Here is a 20,064-nt window from a genome sequence, read left to right on the forward strand (position 1 = left end):
GTTATCGATTTTTTGCAAAGGTAGTTTTATTAACAATTATTTAACACAAAAAAAGCCCCGACTTTTAGTCGGGGCCTTAAATATTGTTAATAATTGCTTATTTATTTAGCTTGAATAGATTTTGCACTCATTATTCTGAAGCTATAAATGACGATGTGTAAAATGGCAAAAGCCAGAGAGAAATAATACAATCCAAAATCAGCCGTTGTTTTAGGATCTAATTCTGCGGCTTGCAACGATAAATGGTGGTGTATTAAGGCTACGATTACCAATAATACTGCTAAAATTAAACCAACATATGAAACCACTTTGTTGCTTCTGATTAAGGTAGTAACCTTATTGTCGGACAGTGCACTGTTTTTAATTCCATAGAACAGGTAAACATTGATACCAATGATCATCCATACCAATAAACGAACCCAGGTATCTAATGGTAAAAACACCATCATGCCTAAACATACCACAACACCAAGAATTGGAATTAGAGGCACCAAAGGCACTTTAAACGCTCTTGGTAAATCAGGCATACGTTTTCTTAAAATTACGATACCGATACATACCAGGATAAAGGCGAATAATGTTCCGATACTGGTCATTTCTCCTACCACACGGGCTGGTACAAATGCAGCAAATAAACTCACGAAAACCATGAATAATAAATTGCTTTTTGATGGTGTACCGAATTTAGAGTGAACACTTGAGAATACTTTTGGCAATAAACCATCTTTACTCATCGAGAAGAATACCCTCGACTGGCCCATTAACATCACCATAATCACTGATGAATAACCACCTAATATCGCTAAGATAATGGCTTTGTTTAACCATGGGTAAGCAGGAGTGACCACACCGGCAGCATTTTTCGCGCCCATGTTGTCAATGGCAACAGCTACCGGAGCAATTCCATCCTGACCACTAAACATATCATAGTTGGCCACACCCGTCATTACGTGTGCAAATAAGATGTATAATACGGTACAGATAATTAAGGAAACAAGAATACCGATTGGCATATCTTTTTTAGGATTTTTAGCTTCTTGTGCTGCTGTAGAAACGGCATCAAAACCGATATAGGCAAAGAATACAATTGCTGCTGCTCTGATTACACCGCCCCATCCATTCGTAAAGAAATCCAGGTGACCTGGTTTATCGGCAGGGATAAAATATGGTGTATAGTTTTCAGTATTGATGTATTTCCAGCCTAAAATAATGAAAATGAATACGATTACAACTTTAATACCTACAATAATACCGTTTACAAAAGCTGATTCTTTAGTTCCTTTAATGAGGATTAACGACATTAATACCACAATAAATATGGCAGGAAGATTAAGAATTCCGGTTACTGTAGTGCCATCTGCTAAAATTGCAGTATCAAATGGCGACATAACCATCTGCGCGGGGAGATGTATATCAAAATAGCCGAGAAACTTGACCAGATACCTGCTCCAGCTGATGGATACGGTTGCTGCACCTACCGCATATTCCAATACCAAATCCCAGCCTATGATCCAGGCAACAAATTCACCCATGGTAGCATAAGAATAAGTGTAAGCACTACCTGCTACAGGGATCATCGATGCAAATTCTGCATAACATAAGCCTGCAAAAGCACATCCGATAGCTGCAATGATGAAGGAAATGGTAATTGCCGGACCTGCATTATTTGCAGCAGCAGAACCTGTGATGGAGAATAATCCCGCACCAATAATGGCTCCAATACCTAATGCAACTAAGCTTGTAGGCCCTAAGGTCCGCTTGAGCGTCCCTTCTCCACTTTGTTGTGCTTCTTGTGTAAGTAAGTCAATAGACTTTCTAAAATTCATAAATAAAAGTTTAGTTAAAGTGTTTTATAGTTTTTTGGTAATAATAAATTCAGCTCCAAACGTAATTAAAAATTACGGAAAAGTAAAAGGGATTTTGGTTAAAAATCCCTTTAGCTATTAATTTATCAATGTTTTTACAACTAATGCCTCAATGTGTCAGTTGTATTTGTTAAAGTATCCATAATTACCTGGCCTAAACTGTCCGTTTTTTGCTCAATTCTGATTTCTTTGCGAACTTCTGTTCTGTGTTCAGCTGTAATTGCCTTAACTGCAATATATGGGGCAATAACTAGTGAAACGATAGACATTAATTTGATCAAAATGTTCATCGAAGGTCCGGAAGTATCCTTAAAAGGATCTCCAACGGTATCTCCGGTTACAGAAGCTTTATGCGGTTCTGATTTTTTGTAGTGCATTTCTCCATTGATCATTACACCCTGCTCGAAAGATTTTTTGGCATTATCCCATGCACCACCTGCATTGCTCTGAAAAATACCCATTAATACACCGGTAACGGTTACACCGGCCAATAATCCTCCTAAAACTTCAGGACCAAAGGTAAAACCAATAATTATCGGCGTAATCAAGGCAATGGCACCAGGCATCATCATTTCGCGGATGGATGCTTTGGTAGAAATGGCCACACATTTCTCATATTCTGGTTTGGCTTTGTATTCCATAATGCCTGGGATTTCCCTAAACTGGCGGCGAACTTCCTGGACCATATCCATTGCCGCTTTACCTACTGCCTGGATACAAAGTGCTGAAAAGACGAAAGGAATCATTCCCCCAACAAATAACCCTGCCAAAACAGGCGCTTTATAGATATCAATCGCGGTAATGCCAGCAATTCCCACAAAAGCAGCAAATAAAGCCAAAGAGGTTAATGCTGCCGATGCAATGGCAAATCCTTTTCCGGTAGCAGCGGTGGTATTTCCAACAGCGTCTAAATTATCGGTACGTTCGCGTACTTCTGGCGGCAGTTGACTCATCTCGGCAATACCACCAGCATTATCTGCAATTGGTCCGAAAGCATCAATCGCCAATTGCATGGCTGTAGTGGCCATCATACCTGCTGCGGCAATGGCTACACCGTATAAACCGGCAAAGTGGTAGGATAGCATAATCCCTCCGGCCAAAACCAAAATCGGAATAACAGTCGATTTCATTCCGACAGCTAAACCTGCAATAATATTGGTGGCGTGCCCGGTAGACGATTGTTGAATAATAGAATTTACAGGTCCTTTACCCATTGCGGTAAAATATTCAGTAACAATACTCATAATGGTACCCACTACTAAACCCACAATAATGGCGTAAAATACGTTTATGCTCGAAAACTCATAACCACGTAGGTTTAGTGTTTCGGGCAACATCCATTTTACGATAAAGAACGAAGCTACTGCTGTTATCAAGATCGACGACCAGTTGCCTAAGTTTAAAGCTGACTGAACATTTGATTTATCGTCTTTAATGGTGACAAACCAGGTGCCCACTATCGAAAATAAAATACCCAATCCACAGATGACCATCGGCAATAGGATGGGCGACATGCCGCCGAATTTATCAGTTACCTTAATTTCCTGTCCTAAAACCATGGTAGCCAATATGGTTGCCACATAAGAACCGAACAAATCGGCACCCATACCGGCAACATCACCTACGTTATCGCCTACGTTATCGGCAATGGTAGCAGGGTTACGCACATCATCTTCCGGAATTCCAGCTTCAACTTTACCCACTAAATCGGCACCTACATCGGCAGCCTTGGTATAAATACCACCGCCAACACGGGCGAATAAAGCTATAGATTCGGCACCTAAAGAAAACCCTGTTAAAACTTCAATAGCGGTTCTCATTTCTACGCTATTGGCGTTGGTTACATGAAATATCTGTAAAAAAACAATAAATAACCCGCCCAGGCCTAAAACAGCAAGTCCGGCAACACCCAAACCCATTACTGTACCGCCTGTAAAAGAAACTTTTAATGCTTGTTTTAAACTTGTTCTTGCCGCCTGTGTGGTTCTTACATTGGCTTTTGTGGCTGATTTCATTCCGATATAACCTGCTGTTGCAGAAAATACCGCTCCAATAATAAAGGATATAGCGATAATCCAGCTCGAATGCATCGGAACGCCTTTAATTTCGGTAATGGTTCCGGAATAAGCTAATAGCGCTGCCGTAAAAACAGCGAAAATACTCAATACTCTCCATTCGGCTTTTAAAAAGGCCATAGCACCGTCGGCTATATAGCCAGCAAGCTCCTGCATGTTTTTATCACCTGCATCTTGCTTATTTACCCAGGCGCTTTTAATCATCATAACTATAATTCCAACGAGGCCCAGCGCCGGAATACAGTAAATTAAATTGTTTTGTAAAAAATCCATAGTTAATAATTAATTTATATTTGGTTAGTTGTTTATGTTGTTGTTTAATCAGTGAACTTTTTAAACTGGTTAGTGTTTAATTCATACCAAACGCTTTGCGCCAAACGTTAGGCGCTGAACGCTACACTTATATCTAGCAAGATAATAAAATATTCTTCTTGTGATTGAAATTTTAACAACAGAGCTGAATAAAATTTTGCCTCCTTAAAATAATACAGCAGAACAGCATCCTATTTTCTTTTTTTTAAATAAATTAGCCCCAAACTAAACTGAACTAAAATGAAAATTGAAAAGGAAGATGGGCCTTCTAAACGAAAATTAAGCCTTTTTGATGCCACCATGCTGGTAATGGGCTCGATGATCGGGAGTGGTATCTTTATTGTTAGCGCCGACATCATGCGGAACCTGGGTTCTGGTTATTGGTTAATTGTGGTTTGGATAATCACCGGGGTGATGACAGTTGCGGCAGCCATTTCTTATGGAGAACTTTCTTCTATGTTTCCTAAAGCAGGCGGGCAATACACTTACCTGCGGGAGATTTTTGGTAAAATGATGGGTTTTCTTTACGGCTGGGGTTTATTTACCGTAATTCAAACAGGTACAATTGCAGCGGTTGCTGTTGCTTTTGGTAAATTTACAGCCTATCTAATTCCTGCATTGAATGATGCGGCACCCATTTTTCAAAGTGGCGGTTATAAAATTACCTGGATCCAGATTTTAGCGATCGGTGTGATTTTGCTATTGACCTATATTAATACGCGGGGTGTTGAAGGTGGTAAAATATTGCAGAATATTTTTACCGGATCTAAAATTATTGCTTTAATTGCTTTGATTATTCTAGGCTTTTTTCTGGTGAAGAACAGTTTTTGGGCTGACAATATGGGGCATGGATGGGCTGCTTTCAATAATCTCAAAACAGATGCGGGCGGGAATTTCCTTAAATCAGGATGGGAATCCATTTCTGGAATGACAATAATGGGTGGCATTGCCGCTGCAATGGTAGGCTCGGTATTTTCGAGTGTGGCCTGGGAAAACGTAACTTTTGTTTCAGGGGAAATCGAAAACCCTAAAAAGAATGTGGTACGTTCTATGGTTTTGGGTACTTCGGCAGTAATGATCCTTTATTTATTGGTCAACTTTATCTATCTGAATACCTTAAACAGAGACAGTATTGCTTTTGCCCTTAACGACCGTGTAGCTGTTGCGGCTTCTGAGCAAATTTTTGGGAGCGGTATCGGTACGATTGTAATTGCCCTGTTGGTCATGATTTCTACTTTTGGTTGCGTTAATGGAATCGTATTGGCAGGAGCAAGGGTTTTTCAGACCATGGCAAAAGATGGCATGTTTTTTAAAGCTGCGCTTAAAAACAATAAAAATGGCGTTCCTGAGCGTTCGCTTTGGATGCAGGGCATTTGGGCTTCAGTATTATGTTTAAGCGGACAATATGGCAATCTTTTAGATATGATTTCCTTTGTGATCGTGCTCTTTTATATGATTACTGTATTTGGTGTGATTTATTTAAGGATAAAACAACCTAATTTAGAAAGGCCTTACAAAACCTGGTTGTATCCCATTACCCCAATTATTTATTTATTGATCGGGGCGGCCTTTTGCATTTTGCTGCTCATTTATAAACAACAATATACCTGGCCGGGACTTGTGATTGTTCTGATAGGGGTGCCGGTTTACTTTTTTATTAATAAAAAAGAAGAACAGCATTAATCTGTTGACTACATAATCATAAGCGCTGTTGCTTGTAATCAAACCCCGTGGATCTTAAAACTGCGGGGTTTTTTATTTCTTGGGTTTTTCTTTATAGATATTTGGCTCATATCTATCGTCTCAAATCTCACATCTACTATCTCAAATCTCATTTTACATAAGAAAAGCAAGGTTCTGCATCAATCGGTTCCGACAGCCCCGTTATCCGCTTTACTCATCCCGATTGAAAAAACCGGGAATCGTGTTCGCTTTTATCGGGTTTAATTATCTTAAACCTGTGCAGTAAACCAAAAACCTAAACCCGACATGGTGGATACCGGCCCTGCGCCTAAGGCCTGCAGGCGCCCGCCTGAACAAATGGGCAGGTATGGGCATGTGGCGGGACTAGCATTGCCATGAAACACAGGCTTTGCTTTCCTAAAATAAATTACTGATGTTTTAAGACTTGCTTGTTTAAGAGTGTTCCCCTAACCCTCAATTGTACGCCCAATCTCACATCTCACCTCTAATATCTCAAATCCCATCTTACGTCTCAAACAAAAACCGTATTTTTGCAATTAATGGGAACACTAGTAGATTCAGGCATAAAGGGATATAAAAATTACGGCACACATCTGCGCGAAAAGTACAAGGGGCAGCGTGTATTTAAAGTAATTGTGGATGGTGGTTTTACCTGCCCGAACCGGGATGGGAGCAAAGGCTTTGGTGGATGTACCTATTGTAATGTAGATTCTTTCACGCCTGAGCCCTCACGTAAAAATCCAAATATCAAAGATCAGCTTGCCGAGGGCATGTTAAGGGCTAAAACTTCATACAAGGCCGATAAGTATATTGTATATTTTCAACCCAACACCAATACTTATGCACCGGTACATTATTTAAAGATGATGTACGATGAAGCCTTATCTATGAATACCGAAGATATTGTTGGCTTTGCGGTTGGTACACGGCCTGATTGTATCGACGCCGAAAAGGTGGCTTTATTGGAAAGTTATACCGATCGCTTCGATGTAGACCTGGAAATGGGAATGGAATCTATTTATGATGAAACCCTCGATCAGATCAATAGGGGATGTAGTCATGGGGAGTTTGTTGCTGCGGTAGAGCTTTTAAAAGACAGTAAGCTCGATTTATGTGTGCATACCATTTTTGGCTTCCCCTGGGAAACAAGAGAACAGATGTACGGTTATATTCACGAAATTAACCGTTTCCCCCAGATCAAGTTTGTGAAATTCCATCATCTTCATGTGGTTGAGGGCTCTATAATGGGCGCGAAGTATAAAAAAGAGCCTTTTAAACTGTTTTCTCTTGAAGAATATACCGACTTGCTTTGTGAGTTGATTCCCCTGTTGCGCCCCGATATTGTAATTCAAAGACTCTTTGGTATTTCAGATTGGGATCTGTTGATTGCACCCAACTGGGGACTTAACAAATCAGCAATTCAAACCTATATGGATAAAGAAATAGAAAAAAGAGGTATTATTCAGGGTTCCGCTTATTTTTCGTGAAAATCTAATTTTTCTTATAATTTTTTTAAAAACCCATGAAATTTCATGGGTTTTTCTGTTATTTATGATTTTTTAGGCTAATTTTTTATAAATTTTGGGTAAAATCATATAAATGATGGTTAATATGTGATTTTGTTTTTATTAAAAACTTACATTAAAAACCCCCTTATTTTTTGTTATTTTTAATTTTGAGCTTAATTTTTGTGTTGTTTTATAAAAATCACTCGTTTTTGTTAAAATATTTAAATTAAATAGTGTAAAAACTACATTAAGTCGTATTTTTAGAAAAATAAATCAAGTATTTAATCAATAATTAAACAATACAAACAAATTAAACTAAAAACTATGAGTAAATTCTCCTTTAAACAGTACGCGCCTTTTGCGATATTGATGATTGTCGCAATTTTCGCTCTATTTATTCCACTTCTTCCGAATTTTGACGAAGGCAAGTATAGCGGACCAGATATTGCATTCATTTTAATCGCTTCTGCACTTGTATTTTTAATGACTCCAGGCCTTGCATTCTTTTATGGTGGGATGGTTCATCGTAAAAATGTATTATCTACAATGATTAAAAGTGTTGTAGCAGCAGGAGTAATTACAGTTTTATGGACGGTAGTTGGTTTTAGTTTAGCCTTTGGCGATACCATTGGTGGTTTTATCGGAAATCCATCAACGTTTTTGTTCTTTAAAGGTGTAAATTCTGGAGCACCACACCTTCAGGGAGGAGCTGACCTGACCATTCCGCTTTCTTTATTTGCGGTATTTCAATTAATGTTTGCCATTATTACCCCAGGTTTAGTGGTTGGTGCAGTTGCAGAACGTATCCGTTTTACCTCATACATCTTATTTATTGTTTTATTCGCAATATTCGTTTATTCGCCACTGGCACATTGGACATGGCATCCACAAGGTTTCTTGTTTAAAATGGGTGTATTAGACTTTGCCGGAGGTACCGTAGTGCACATTTCTGCTGGTATGGCTGCTTTAGCTGGTGCATTGGTTTTGAAACGTAGAAAATCTCACTTAGAACATAAAGAAGTTCCGCCTGCAAATATTCCATATGTATTAATTGGTACAGGTTTATTATGGTTCGGTTGGTTCGGTTTTAATGCGGGTTCTGCATTAGGTGCAAATAGCTTGGCTGTTTCCGCATTCTTAACTACCAATACCGCGGCTGGTGCTGCAGGTTTATCATGGATGTTCTTCGATGTGGCAAGAGGTAAAAAACCTTCAGTTTTAGGTTTTTGTATCGGCGCGGTAGTTGGTTTGGTTGCCATTACACCAGGTGCAGGTTTTGTAAGTATTCCTTCCAGTATATTTATTGGTGCTATTGCCGCAGTAATCTCAAACCTTGTCGTTTCATGGAAACAAAAAACAAGTTTAGATGATACATTAGACGTTTTTCCTTGTCACGGTGTTGGTGGCATAGTGGGTATGTTGTTAACAGGTGTTTTCGCAACAAAAACAGTTAATGCTGCTGGTGCTGATGGCTTGTTTTATGGCAACCCAGCGTTCTTTATAACACAATTAAAAGGTGCGGCAATCGTAATCATCTTCAGTTTTGTAGTATCGTTCATCATCTTCAAATTCATCAACTTAATTCAGCCGATCCGCGTATCAGAAGAAGAAGAAGAAATGGGTCTTGATGCCTCTCAACATGACGAGAAGTATTCTCAAGGTACTTTGTTAGTTGAAGAAAGAGCGATCTATATCGAAAAAAACAGTCCGTTAACCGAATCAATATCTTAAGGATTTTATATATCTAAACTCAAAACAAGCTCAAACATGAAGAAACTTTTAACCGCTATTTTCGCAATGGCCAGCACGACGTGTGTCCTGGCGCAAGAGACCACCACATCACCACTTGAAATTTCAGGGTCGGTAGATACATACTTTAAATATGATTTTGCTAAAAATCCATTAAACGGAAAAACATCTTTTGTAACTGACCACAATTCGGTATCATTAGGTATGATTGATATTGCACTAAAGAAAAAAACAGGCAAGGCTTCATTTGTTGGTGAGCTTTCTTTTGGCCCAAGAGGACAATCGCAATCTATTCCTGATGCTGCTGCAGAAGGTTCATCTTTCAATATCCAGAACTTATATGTTAACTATGATTTTACGGATCAGTTTAGCATGACTGCCGGTTATATGGGTACATTTATCGGGTACGAAGTAATTTCTCCTGTTGGAAATTTCAACTATTCAACTTCATATTTATTTACCAATGGTCCGTTCCAGAATGCGGGTATTAAAGCCACCTATAAATTCAGCGATAAAGTAAGTTTAATGGCTGGTTTATTCAACGACTGGAACGTTTACAGTGCAACACGTGGTGTTTCTGCAGTAGGTGGGCAGCTAATGGTTGCGCCGGTTGAAGGCTGGACAGCTTATATCAATGCTTTATCTGGTGCTGGTTTTGGTGGATATGGAACCATTATCGATTTAACCACCGCATATCAGATTACTGAAAAATTTAAACTGGGTTTAAATGCTGCTAACTATGATATCAAGGATAGTTCGGTACCGGGAAGTTATGTAGGTGGGGCTTTATATCCTCAATACGCTGTATTGGATGCTGTAACTATAGGTTTAAGGGGAGAATACTTTAAGTATAAAGAAGCGGGAGCGGTTCCGGCTACATCTTTTACTGCAGTAACACTTACGGCAAACATTAAATCCGGCGGTTTAACCTTTATTCCAGAGGTAAGATTAGACCATAACAGTGATAAACCTTTCTTTAATAAAAGTGGCGCGGCGGCACCAAATGGAGGTCAATTCTCTTTAGCAGCAGTTTACGCTTTTTAAGGAAATAAAATTGTTCATGATTAAGCCGCCCAGGTGTGAATCTGGGCGGCTTTTTTTTACCTTTAGATTATTACATTTACCTATTAACCGATTACAAATGAAACAGCTTCTTTTTAGTATTCTTGCCTTTTTTTCAATTCAGGTATCCGCACAGCAAAAACAGTTTTCGAAAGATGATCATGGTAAATTTATCTATTATAAGGTTGTAGATTCGCAAATGTTAAGCAAGGATACTTTATTGCAAAGAGCCAAAGCTTTCGTCAATGTAGCTTATAAAAAATCGATGCTACAAGAAAGTATTACCGATTCTTCAATCCTGGCCAAAGGGACAATGGTAATTGATAAAACCATTTTAGTGGCGGGCCACCCGAGCGGGGAGGTAAGTTATCATTTTGTTTTTGAGGCAAGGAATGGCAAATATAGATTCTGGTTAACCGATTTACTGTTCATCCCGTATCAGAGAGACCGATACGGAAATTTTGTTGCCACCACAAAGATTGGTGTGCCTTTAGAGCGTACACCAGGTAAGCTGAATGCAGGTGCGTGGAAAGATATTTTAAACAGCACCTATAGCAAGATTGAAAAATTTGGCGATGATTTTAAAAAATATTTGGCCACCAATAGGGTAGCGAAAGCCAAAAAGAAAACAGAAAGCATTTCTACTAAAACGTGGTAACCGGTTAAGATTAAAATTTACCAAATAATTCTTCCACTTTCTGATAACGGAATTTAAAGATTTCGTTGATTTTATTGTTCACCAGTATTGCGTTTGCAATAGTACCGATTGGCCCCCAGCCAATACTATAGTGCAGGGTATCGTGCATTAAAACACCGCCCTCTATTTTTTCGAAGTGGTGCTGGTGATGCCAGAAAGCAAATGGGCCAAAGCGCTGCTCATCGATAAAATATTCTTTATCCTTAACATGGGTAATCTCAGTTACCCAGTTTAGTTTAATGCCAAACAAAGGGGAAACCTTATAGGTGATGATCAGGCCAGGATACATTTTAGTGTTACCCATATTTGGCGAGGTTACATCAAAAGTCATGTCTTTGGGCGTAATTTCGGCTAAATTCAATGGCGATGAAAAGAAATCCCAGGCGGTATCTATATCCACTGGGAGTTTCTGGGTAAATTCTAATCTATACGTATTCAAACTCTTATTTTATTGCACAACAATAAATTCGCGGTTTTGTTAGAATTACTGCAAGGAAATGGCGCTGAGGTCGAAGTGTTGGGCATCAAGAGATCGTTCATCCCTACAGGAATGCAATGAAAGACTTGTGGGGCCATACATCTCCAATAACCTGTTGATAGATTTCTTGGCGATGGTAAAAATGGGCCTTTGGCTGCCCCGCCGACTCCTGACTTTCGGACTTATTGCCTAGTGCACCATTTTGTCGGCGCAGGTAGAGCTGGCAAATGCTTCCGGTTTGGCTTTAAAAATAAAGCCCATACTTAAAATATAACCCATGGCATCGTTTAGCGCTTTGTTCGATTTAAATGATGGACTGGTGTTGATATCGGCATGTACTTCTAAAGCCACATCATAAATATCAAGTAAATCGCAAATGGAATAAGCCGTTTCGATTGATTTCTGCACTTCCATTAACATTCTTTCTTTAATACTTACCTGTTGGGTACTCTTTTCCTGGTGGATGTACATAAAACCACCATGATGCTCTCTTAACAGAACAATTACGGTTGCAAAATCGGTTACAGCACCCTTAACCTGCGAATCGGTACCGATGCAAACTTTAAGCTTATAGCCGTTTTCTGTTTCTCTGATAATCGCGTTTTCTACTTCTTCGAGGATGGAAGACTGAATAATTTCACCACTAAATTTTTTCCACGTCATACATTTGTGTTTTTGAGGTTAATTCCAAAGGAATCCCTTTGGGACGAATGGTAATCAGGTTTTTATAAAAATAAGTGCTTATAATTAAATATATGTTAAGTGCAGATTGTTTATTTGCTAACAAAAAGTTAGTTATCAACAAGTTAGTGATAATCTTTCAGTTCGGCTGATAATTTATTGAAACAAATCATACTTCGGGCCGTTAATATTTGTACATTCATTAAAAATTCTTAATTATGAGAGCAGAACTAATTCAAGAACTTCAATTATTACAAAATAGCAGAGCCAATAAATTTGCGGATGAACTGGCTGACAGGATTTTATCTTCAGTTGATGCCGTTAATGAAAAAGTGCTATCCTCCATGTCTAAACGTGGCAATATGCTCATGTTGTTAGATAAAAGATTAAATTTCTCTACCCTTCGCAAACTCAGGAACAGATTTTTCAAACCCTAAGCGAGAGTGCCATTTTTGCCCTAAAGAGAAATGATTACCTTTATGGCGGAATGATAGAAAATGCCTTAAAAAAATTAAACATTTCTGCGCTTAATGAGATGCAGGAGTCTTCTGTAAAAGCAGCTAAGACTGGTAAAGATGTAATATTGATTGCGCCAACGGGTTCGGGGAAAACGTTGGCCTTTTTATTGCCATTGCTTTCCAATTTAAGAACAGGGGTTAAGGGGGTTCAGGCTTTGGTTTTGGTACCTTCCCGCGAACTTGCCCTTCAGATTGAACAGGTTTTTAAACAAATGGGTACTTCGTTTAAGGTAAACTGCTGTTATGGTGGGCATGCTGTACGGATAGAGAAAAATAACCTTGCACATCCTCCGGCCATCCTGATTGGAACCCCGGGTAGGGTGGCTTACCATTTAGAACATCAGAATTTTGACGAATCTTTTATCGAAACCCTGGTTTTAGATGAATTTGATAAATCGCTGGAGTTTGGTTTCGAAAAAGACATGTCTTATATCATCGGTTCGTTACTTTCTTTAAAACAAAGAATGCTTACTTCTGCGACCAAAATGGAAGAAATTCCACCTTTTGTGAAACTGATCCAGCCAGTTGAAGTAGATTTTTCAAAAAATATCGAAGCCAAGCCCGACTTAAAACTTAAAAAAATAACCGTCCCGGCGGCTGATAAATTGGATTACCTGTTTAGGTTGCTCAGTAAAATCGGCAATAAAAATACATTGGTCTTTTGTAACCATAGGGAAACGGTAGACCGCATCAGTGATTTACTCTTTGAAAACGGTTTAGGACATGATGTATTTCATGGTGGTATGGAGCAGATTGATCGTGAAAAAGCTTTGCTTAAATTTAGAAACGGTAGCCACAGGATCTTAATCACCACAGACTTAGCTGCCCGGGGCCTCGATATTCCTGAAGTTGAACATATTGTGCATTATCAATTGCCTTATACTGAGGATGCTTATATCCACCGCAACGGCAGAACTGCACGTATGCATGCGAAAGGAACAGCCTATGCCATTTTAACCACCGAAGAAAATTATAAATATCTGCCTGAGGATATCGAAGAAGAGGCCTTGTCTGACAAATATCAGTTGCCGGAAGCCAGCGATTGGGTAACCTTATATCTAGCCCACGGCAAGAAGGATAAGATTAATAAAATTGATATTGTTGGTTTATTTTTGCAGAAAGGTAATTTAACAAAAGAAGATTTAGGTCTGATTGAAGTTAAAGATACCAGCAGTTATGTGGCCATTAAAAGAAGCAAGGTAGAAAAATTACTGAAAGCCCTAAGCGGAGAAAAAATTAAAGGAAAAAAACTTAAATTAGAAGTAGCCAGTTAGATGAGTCCGAAGTCGGGAGTCTGGGTGGCCAATTAAGAGTTTTAAGCATTTCGTAGCTTTAAAACATTATAACTTTACAACAATTCACAATGAGCAACAACGATATTTTAAAAAAACTAAGAGTAGCCTTATCACTAAGAACAGAAGATTTTATTACCATTTGCGACCTGGTTGGTTTTAAGGTAACCAAGGCAGAACTGGGTGATATTTTCAGAAATGAAGATCACGAGAATTTTAAACCTTGCGGCGACCAGATTTTGCGAAATTTTTTAAATGGTTTGGTAATTTACAAAAGAGGTCCGAGGGATGAGAAAAAGCAATAATGTATGCTTTTTATTATTTTTTATACTGATTACTCTTTCTTCTAACGCTCTCGCTCAGTCTCAGTTTAAAATAAGTGGTCACGTAATCGATTCTTTGAAAAAGCCCATTGAGGGCGTAAGTATCCGGTTAATTACTGATAAAGATACCCTCCGCTCAAATTCTGATGCGAAGGGGAACTTCACATTCGCAAAGGTAAGTCACAACAAATTCTACATTAGCATTACCGCCTTAGGTTACAAGCCATTTGCCTCGGTTTACGAAATAGAATCTTCGAAGGAAACTTCGGTATTGGAGCCCATCATGCTCAAGACGGAAACCATCCGCCTCGAAGATGTGGAGGTTAAGGTAAAGGCAGATCCGATCAAAATCAAAAAAGATACCATTGAATATAATGTCGGTGCCTATACCGTAAGAGAAAACGACAAAGTAGAGGACCTGTTAAAGCAATTACAGGGAATTGAGGTCGACGATAAGGGTGCGGTTACGGCAATGGGTAAAAAGATGACCAAGCTGCGGGTAAATGGCGAGGATTTTTTTACCAGTAATGTAGAAGATTACATCAGGCAGTTACCCGCCGATATTATAGCCAAACTTCAGGTGATTGACGATTACGGTGATGAAGCCAATTTTACAGGGATCAAGACGGGCACACCACAAAAAATGTTAAACCTGGTAACCAAGCCCGGTATGGATAAAGGTGTTTTTGGTGGGGTAAACATGAATTCTGCTACCAATAATGCACATAACTTAGGTGGTAATGGTAGCATTTGGAAAAAAACAAAACAGATTGGTTTTGGCGGCCGTTACGGCATTACCAATAATGAGTTTGCCAAATTAAATAATGGCGCCTTAAATGGGAATATCCGGGATAAAATTTCAAAGGAATTTAGCGTTAATGGCAGTTATAATTTTAGTAACGGTGCCAATAAATCCATTCAGAGTAATTACCTGGAAACCTTTAATCCGCAGGGGACCATTTTCGATTTAAGGGAAAGCGCCAATAATTCCAAGTCGTTAAACAATAATATTAACCTCGGTTTAAATGGGGCCACAAAGAAGAATTATTTTAATGTTTCACTCGCCGGTGCATTGGCCGATACCCGGAACGATGCTTTTTCGACCTCAAATAAAACCGGATTTATCAGGCAGGATCTGATTTCCAATACCGGATCACGGAACAGCAATCCGAATGTTAATGGAAGTATCAATTGGTCGCGCCGCCTGGCCAACAATAAGAGATCGCTATCTATGGGCTTTAACTTTGGCACAAGCGGGGGTAATACGAACAGTACGATTAACGATATCATCCGATATTATAACGAAACCACTAATGTACTTGTTAAAGATTCACTCCTAAACAGATTGGTAGATAACAATACTTCAAGCTCCAATTTTGGCGGGAATATCCAATTTTCGAATTCGTTGAAAAAAGTGAACGATAGTTCCGGAAATTATAGTTTTATCAATTTATCGTACCGTTTTTCGGTCAGCAGAAGCCAGAACCTGCAAACTACTACGGTTACCAATCCTTTTGGGAACAGTTTTGTTGTCGATTCGCTGGGGCAGGATTATGTGTCTAATTTTATTAATCAGAATTTTAGTGTTGGTTTTAATACCAATGCAAAGCGGATCAGCTATAATTTCGGGCTTAATTTTTCACCAAGCATTATTATTGGTAAATATCAGAATACAGGTCAGGAACTAAGAAACTATCAGTTAAATTTTTCGCCATCGGCCAATTTAAGTTATCAGATTAAAGATAACGGGAATTTAAGTTTCGGTTATAATGGTTATACCAGTTCGCCTGATTTTAATAAACTGCAGCCCATTAGAAACAATAACGATGTACAGAACCTCATTATTGGTAATCCTGATCTGAAGGCTACATCAAGTCATACTGCCGATCTGAGCTATAATAAATTTGGCCTCAAATCGGGCTTAAGTATTATGGCAGGTTTATCGGGTACATTTGCTTTTAATAGCGTAGTGAGCAATACGGTTTTTCTAAGAGATACACTAAACAGTTTAAAACAGCAAACTACCTACGAGAACGTGAATGGCATTTACAATGTTGGTGGCAATTACTCACTCAATAAAAGAATGCTGGATAATAAACTTTCCTTATCCATCAATGGTAATATTGCTTATAGCCGCAATGTTTTTTACACGGAGAACGTATTGAACAGAAGTAGTGGGATTAACGTTTCGAACGGATTGAGATTTAACCTGAACGAGAAAAAATATACTTTCAATAGCAGTGTATCTTATAGTTTTAGTTCGAACACGTATTCTGTGATGAACCAAAATATCAAAAATGTCCAGGTTTTGGCATTAAGCGGAGGTGCGAGCTGGATTCCGGGAAAACGCTTTAGAATCAATGCGTCTGCGGCGAAAAGTTTAAATTTTGGCTATAACCTTTATGCGGGAAACCCCCTGTTGGTAAACGTGGGATTAAACACCTCCTTCCTAAAAGCCAATAAACTCCTCTTTGCTGTACAGGCGAACGATCTGTTTAACCAGGGCGCACTTTTTAGTACCAGCATCAGCAACAACTCAATCTCAGAAAACAGAACACGATTTATCAGCCGCTTTGTACAGGCAACATTGGGTTACAACTTAAGTCAGTTTGGAAATAGAAAAGGCAAAACGAATAGTAACTTTAATACAGACGAATAAAATAATTAAAGCCAAATTATTTAGTTTAGCATTTCGCTCGCTTACCTATTCAATATTCCATGAAAAGTAAATTCCTATTTTTTATTTTGCTGATTTCTACCGGTAGTCTATTTGCACAGGATCAGAAAACAGATTCATTAAACAATAAACCGAAGAAAGAAAATTTTGCCGACGATTGGGCAGCACTCACCAAGTACCAAAAAGAAAATGAACTTTTGTTGCCCCCAACAAGAAAAGAAAAAAGGGTTGTCTTTCTGGGAAGCTCTATCTTCGAGTTCTGGAAGCAAAAAGATCCGGAATATTTTAGCAATAATCCATACCTGGATAGGGGAATAAGCGGGCAGATTTCACCACAGTTGCTTATCCGCTTCAGGCAGGATGTGATTAACCTTAAACCAAAAGTGGTGATTATTTTGGCAGGAAGTAACGATATCGCTGGGAACACGGGACATGTTACCAACGAAAAAATTATGGACAACATTAAATCGATGGCAGAACTGGCCCGGTTACATCATATTAAAGTGGTACTCTGCAAGTATCTTCCAGTTTACCAATATGCCTGGAACAAAAGCATTAAACCGGCAGAAATCATCGTATCCTTAAATGAAATGATCGCAGCTTATGCCAAGGAAAGAAATTATACGGTTTTAGATTATTGGACACCCTTGGTTGATGAACGAAAAGGACAACGTGCTGAGTTAACCGTTGATGGTGTTCACCCCAACCTTGCCGGTTATAAAATCATGGAAGGTGTAACGGAGCTTGCGATTAAAAAAGCTTTAAAGAACAGACACTAGGTTATAAACTAAGATGTTTTGATGTTGATATGAAAAAAAAATGTAACAATTCATTTACCGATGGCTCTAAAAAGATATCCATAAATGATGAATAAAGCAGAAATTACAACAAATAAAAAAATAGAATTGATCACTCTTGGTTTAGGGTTTTTATTCCTTTTATTGGTTTTAATTAATCAATCAACCAGATTTGAAACACAGCTTTTTTCGGCTAATTATGTTCCAGTCTTACTTAGCTTAAGTATGGTTTGCATGTTGCTTAGTTTTTATTTTGGGATTAAACCAAAACTTAAAACCAAACACTTTTTTGCTTACGTTAATTATCGTCAATTATTAAGATTGGTAGGCTTTGCAGCTTTAATTGTTTACGCCTGGGGCAATAATTAAAAAAGTCCCGGTTTTCGCCGGGACTTTGCTTTAATCTAATTTTTTATATCTGATCCGTTTTGGAGCAACATCGCCCAAACGTTTTTTGCGGTTTTCTTCATAATCTGAATAGTTACCTTCAAAGAAATAAACTTCTGAGTTACCTTCGAAAGCCAGGATGTGCGTACAGATCCGATCCAGGAACCACCTGTCGTGACTGATCACCACAGCACAACCACCAAAGTTCTCTAAAGCTTCTTCCAATGCGCGTAAAGTATTTACGTCAATATCGTTGGTTGGCTCATCCAGCAGCAGTACGTTAGCTCCTTTTTTCAGGGTAATGGCCAGGTGTACGCGGTTACGTTCTCCACCCGATAGAATGCCTACCTTTTTCTGTTGATCGCCACCATTAAAGTTGAATTTCGACACATAAGCACGTCCGTTAACCGCTTTAGTACCCAACTGGATATTGTCTAAGCCATCGGTAATGTTTTCGTATACCGTTTTATCGGCATCCAGATCGTTGTGCATCTGATCTACATAACCCAGCTCTACCGTTTCACCAACGCGGAAAGTACCAGCATCAGCTTCTTCCTGTCCGGTAATTAAACGGAATAATGTGGTTTTACCAGCGCCATTGGGGCCAATAATTCCCACAATACCTGCCGGAGGAAGTGAGAAGTTTAAATTATCGAACAATACCTTATCGCCATAGGCTTTGGTTACGTTGGTCGCTTCGATCACTACATTACCCAAACGCGGTCCGGCAGGGATAAAAAGCTCCAATTTGTCTTCTCTTTCTCTGCCGTCTTCTGAAGCTAATTTATCATAGTTGGCTAAACGGGCTTTAGATTTTGCATGACGTGCTTTTGGTGCCATACGTACCCATTCTAACTCACGCTCCAAAGTTTTCTGGCGTTTGCTTTCAGTTTTTTCTTCCTGAGATAAACGTTTAGCTTTTTGATCTAACCAGCTGCTGTAATTTCCTTTCCATGGAATACCTTCACCACGGTCTAATTCTAAAATCCATCCGGCAACATTATCTAAGAAATACCTATCGTGGGTAACGGCAATAACGGTTCCTTCGTAGTTTTGTAAGAATTGCTCTAACCAGTCGATACTTTCGGCATCCAAGTGGTTGGTAGGCTCATCCAATAATAAAACATCAGGGTGTTGAAGTAATAAACGGCACATTGCTACACGACGGCGTTCACCACCAGATAGTACACCAATTTTAGTGTCAGGATCAGGACAACGCAAGGCATCCATGGCCCTTTCGAGTTTTGAATCGATTTCCCAGGCACCTAAAGCATCAATTTTATCCTGAAGCTCACCCTGTCTGGCCATCAGTTTATCCATGGCATCAGGATCAGAGTAGTTTTCTTCTAATCCGAAAGCCTCGTTTACTTCTTCGTATTCTTTTAAAATAGCGGTGACTTCGGCCACACCTTCTTCAACTACCTCGCGAACGGTTTTTTCGGGATCTAAGATCGGCTCCTGTGCTAAATAACCCACAGAGTAACCTGGTGAGAAAACCACTTCACCCTGGTAAGATTTATCTAAGCCCGCGATAATTTTTAAAAGGGACGACTTACCAGAACCATTTAAACCGATAACGCCGATTTTGGCACCGTAAAAGAAAGAAAGGTAAATATTTTTTAAAACCTGTTTTTGTGGAGGGTAAATTTTATTTACACCTGCCATTGAAAATATGATTTTCTCGTCTGACATGTTAATTTCTTATATTAGATTGTTTAAAGGCACTTTTCAATCTGAGCGGGGATTTTACGGGGATTTTTTTGATTGTCCAAAATCCATTTTTCGGTCGTTCATAGAGCTGCAAAATTTATTTACTTTTTAACCTGCTATGAAAAAATTCAGTTAAACCGAACCGTACATTTATCCCAGTCCCGAAAGTGGCAATGCCAAGACCGGGTACAAAGATAGAAACAACAAGCCCATTACAAAATGGTTTGTG

16 protein-coding genes are annotated in these 20,064 nt (G+C 39.0%); 11 read left to right on the forward strand and 5 right to left on the reverse strand.

Annotated elements, in window-relative coordinates; genetic code table 11:
* Positions 1-101 precede the first annotated feature (101 nt).
* Positions 102-1,826 carry an amino acid permease gene (locus AC04Q1_RS13465; protein WP_478365114.1) on the reverse strand — a complete coding sequence of 575 codons (1,725 nt, stop codon included), beginning with the start codon at positions 1,824-1,826 and terminating at the stop codon, positions 102-104.
* A 140-nt stretch (positions 1,827-1,966) separates the two neighbouring features.
* A complete protein-coding gene (locus AC04Q1_RS13470; protein ID WP_478365115.1) occupies positions 1,967-4,213 on the reverse strand; it encodes a sodium-translocating pyrophosphatase in 2,247 nt (748 codons plus the stop codon).
* 279 nt (positions 4,214-4,492) lie between these two features.
* Between AC04Q1_RS13470 and AC04Q1_RS13475 the strand changes: the two genes are divergently transcribed.
* From AC04Q1_RS13475 to AC04Q1_RS13495, 5 genes are all read left to right on the forward strand, one after another.
* Complete coding sequence (locus tag AC04Q1_RS13475) at positions 4,493-5,935, forward strand: APC family permease (RefSeq protein WP_478365116.1); 1,443 nt, start codon at positions 4,493-4,495, stop codon at positions 5,933-5,935.
* A 560-nt stretch (positions 5,936-6,495) separates the two neighbouring features.
* Positions 6,496-7,443 carry a tRNA modification radical SAM protein MnmL/YtqA gene (gene mnmL / locus AC04Q1_RS13480; protein WP_478365117.1) on the forward strand — a complete coding sequence of 316 codons (948 nt, stop codon included), beginning with the start codon at positions 6,496-6,498 and terminating at the stop codon, positions 7,441-7,443.
* 345 nt (positions 7,444-7,788) lie between these two features.
* Positions 7,789-9,195, forward strand: coding sequence for an ammonium transporter (locus AC04Q1_RS13485; RefSeq protein ID WP_478365118.1), 1,407 nt, complete (start codon positions 7,789-7,791; stop codon positions 9,193-9,195).
* A gap of 36 nt (positions 9,196-9,231) precedes the next feature.
* Positions 9,232-10,257 carry a porin gene (locus AC04Q1_RS13490; protein WP_478365119.1) on the forward strand — a complete coding sequence of 342 codons (1,026 nt, stop codon included), beginning with the start codon at positions 9,232-9,234 and terminating at the stop codon, positions 10,255-10,257.
* Positions 10,258-10,354: 97 nt separating this feature from the next.
* On the forward strand, positions 10,355-10,933 hold the full coding sequence (locus AC04Q1_RS13495) for a DUF4468 domain-containing protein (protein ID WP_478365120.1): 579 nt from the start codon (positions 10,355-10,357) through the stop codon (positions 10,931-10,933).
* A 10-nt stretch (positions 10,934-10,943) separates the two neighbouring features.
* Here the strand turns inward: AC04Q1_RS13495 and AC04Q1_RS13500 are convergent, their stop codons facing one another.
* Together AC04Q1_RS13500 and AC04Q1_RS13505 are read right to left on the reverse strand one after the other, a co-directional pair.
* Positions 10,944-11,411 (reverse strand): SRPBCC family protein, encoded by a 468-nt coding sequence (locus AC04Q1_RS13500; RefSeq protein WP_478365121.1) that lies wholly within the window; start codon positions 11,409-11,411, stop codon positions 10,944-10,946.
* Between the two features lie 228 nt (positions 11,412-11,639).
* Positions 11,640-12,113 (reverse strand): ribonuclease H-like YkuK family protein, encoded by a 474-nt coding sequence (locus AC04Q1_RS13505; protein WP_116251422.1) that lies wholly within the window; start codon positions 12,111-12,113, stop codon positions 11,640-11,642.
* Between the two features lie 236 nt (positions 12,114-12,349).
* Between AC04Q1_RS13505 and AC04Q1_RS13510 the strand changes: the two genes are divergently transcribed.
* From AC04Q1_RS13510 to AC04Q1_RS13535, 6 genes are all read left to right on the forward strand, one after another.
* Positions 12,350-12,568: a hypothetical protein gene (locus tag AC04Q1_RS13510; RefSeq protein WP_316847597.1), complete on the forward strand. Its 219-nt coding sequence runs from the start codon at positions 12,350-12,352 to the stop codon at positions 12,566-12,568.
* Positions 12,569-12,618: 50 nt separating this feature from the next.
* A complete protein-coding gene (locus AC04Q1_RS13515) occupies positions 12,619-13,923 on the forward strand; it encodes a DEAD/DEAH box helicase (RefSeq protein WP_478365122.1) in 1,305 nt (434 codons plus the stop codon).
* An 89-nt stretch (positions 13,924-14,012) separates the two neighbouring features.
* Positions 14,013-14,246: a DUF1456 family protein gene (locus tag AC04Q1_RS13520; protein ID WP_116251425.1), complete on the forward strand. Its 234-nt coding sequence runs from the start codon at positions 14,013-14,015 to the stop codon at positions 14,244-14,246.
* Positions 14,230-16,923: an outer membrane beta-barrel protein gene (locus AC04Q1_RS13525; protein ID WP_478365123.1), complete on the forward strand. Its 2,694-nt coding sequence runs from the start codon at positions 14,230-14,232 to the stop codon at positions 16,921-16,923. Before AC04Q1_RS13520 ends, AC04Q1_RS13525 begins: the two co-directional genes overlap by 17 nt.
* 59 nt (positions 16,924-16,982) lie before the next feature.
* Positions 16,983-17,720, forward strand: a complete 738-nt coding sequence (locus AC04Q1_RS13530) for a GDSL-type esterase/lipase family protein (protein WP_478365124.1) — start codon at positions 16,983-16,985, stop codon at positions 17,718-17,720.
* Positions 17,721-17,804: 84 nt separating this feature from the next.
* Positions 17,805-18,107 (forward strand): hypothetical protein, encoded by a 303-nt coding sequence (locus AC04Q1_RS13535; RefSeq protein WP_478365125.1) that lies wholly within the window; start codon positions 17,805-17,807, stop codon positions 18,105-18,107.
* Positions 18,108-18,137: 30 nt separating this feature from the next.
* On the opposite strand, the gene ettA is transcribed toward AC04Q1_RS13535, so the two are convergent.
* A complete protein-coding gene (gene ettA / locus AC04Q1_RS13540) occupies positions 18,138-19,817 on the reverse strand; it encodes an energy-dependent translational throttle protein EttA (protein ID WP_478365126.1) in 1,680 nt (559 codons plus the stop codon).
* Positions 19,818-20,064: the final 247 nt, after the last annotated feature.

This window comes from Pedobacter humicola, assembly GCF_056490705.1.

Bases quoted from the DNA above. Each gene is read 5' to 3' on its own strand.
- AC04Q1_RS13465 (WP_478365114.1), bottom strand. From the start codon at position 1,826: ATGAATTTTAGAAAGTCTATTGACTTACTTACACAAGAAGCACAACAA.
- AC04Q1_RS13470 (WP_478365115.1), bottom strand. From the start codon at position 4,213: ATGGATTTTTTACAAAACAATTTAATTTACTGTATTCCGGCGCTGGGC.
- AC04Q1_RS13475 (WP_478365116.1), top strand. From the start codon at position 4,493: ATGAAAATTGAAAAGGAAGATGGGCCTTCTAAACGAAAATTAAGCCTT.
- mnmL (WP_478365117.1), top strand. From the start codon at position 6,496: ATGGGAACACTAGTAGATTCAGGCATAAAGGGATATAAAAATTACGGC.
- AC04Q1_RS13485 (WP_478365118.1), top strand. From the start codon at position 7,789: ATGAGTAAATTCTCCTTTAAACAGTACGCGCCTTTTGCGATATTGATG.
- AC04Q1_RS13490 (WP_478365119.1), top strand. From the start codon at position 9,232: ATGAAGAAACTTTTAACCGCTATTTTCGCAATGGCCAGCACGACGTGT.
- AC04Q1_RS13495 (WP_478365120.1), top strand. From the start codon at position 10,355: ATGAAACAGCTTCTTTTTAGTATTCTTGCCTTTTTTTCAATTCAGGTA.
- AC04Q1_RS13505 (WP_116251422.1), bottom strand. From the start codon at position 12,113: ATGACGTGGAAAAAATTTAGTGGTGAAATTATTCAGTCTTCCATCCTC.
- AC04Q1_RS13510 (WP_316847597.1), top strand. From the start codon at position 12,350: ATGAGAGCAGAACTAATTCAAGAACTTCAATTATTACAAAATAGCAGA.
- AC04Q1_RS13515 (WP_478365122.1), top strand. From the start codon at position 12,619: ATGATAGAAAATGCCTTAAAAAAATTAAACATTTCTGCGCTTAATGAG.
- AC04Q1_RS13520 (WP_116251425.1), top strand. From the start codon at position 14,013: ATGAGCAACAACGATATTTTAAAAAAACTAAGAGTAGCCTTATCACTA.
- AC04Q1_RS13525 (WP_478365123.1), top strand. From the start codon at position 14,230: ATGAGAAAAAGCAATAATGTATGCTTTTTATTATTTTTTATACTGATT.
- AC04Q1_RS13530 (WP_478365124.1), top strand. From the start codon at position 16,983: ATGAAAAGTAAATTCCTATTTTTTATTTTGCTGATTTCTACCGGTAGT.
- AC04Q1_RS13535 (WP_478365125.1), top strand. From the start codon at position 17,805: ATGATGAATAAAGCAGAAATTACAACAAATAAAAAAATAGAATTGATC.
- ettA (WP_478365126.1), bottom strand. From the start codon at position 19,817: ATGTCAGACGAGAAAATCATATTTTCAATGGCAGGTGTAAATAAAATT.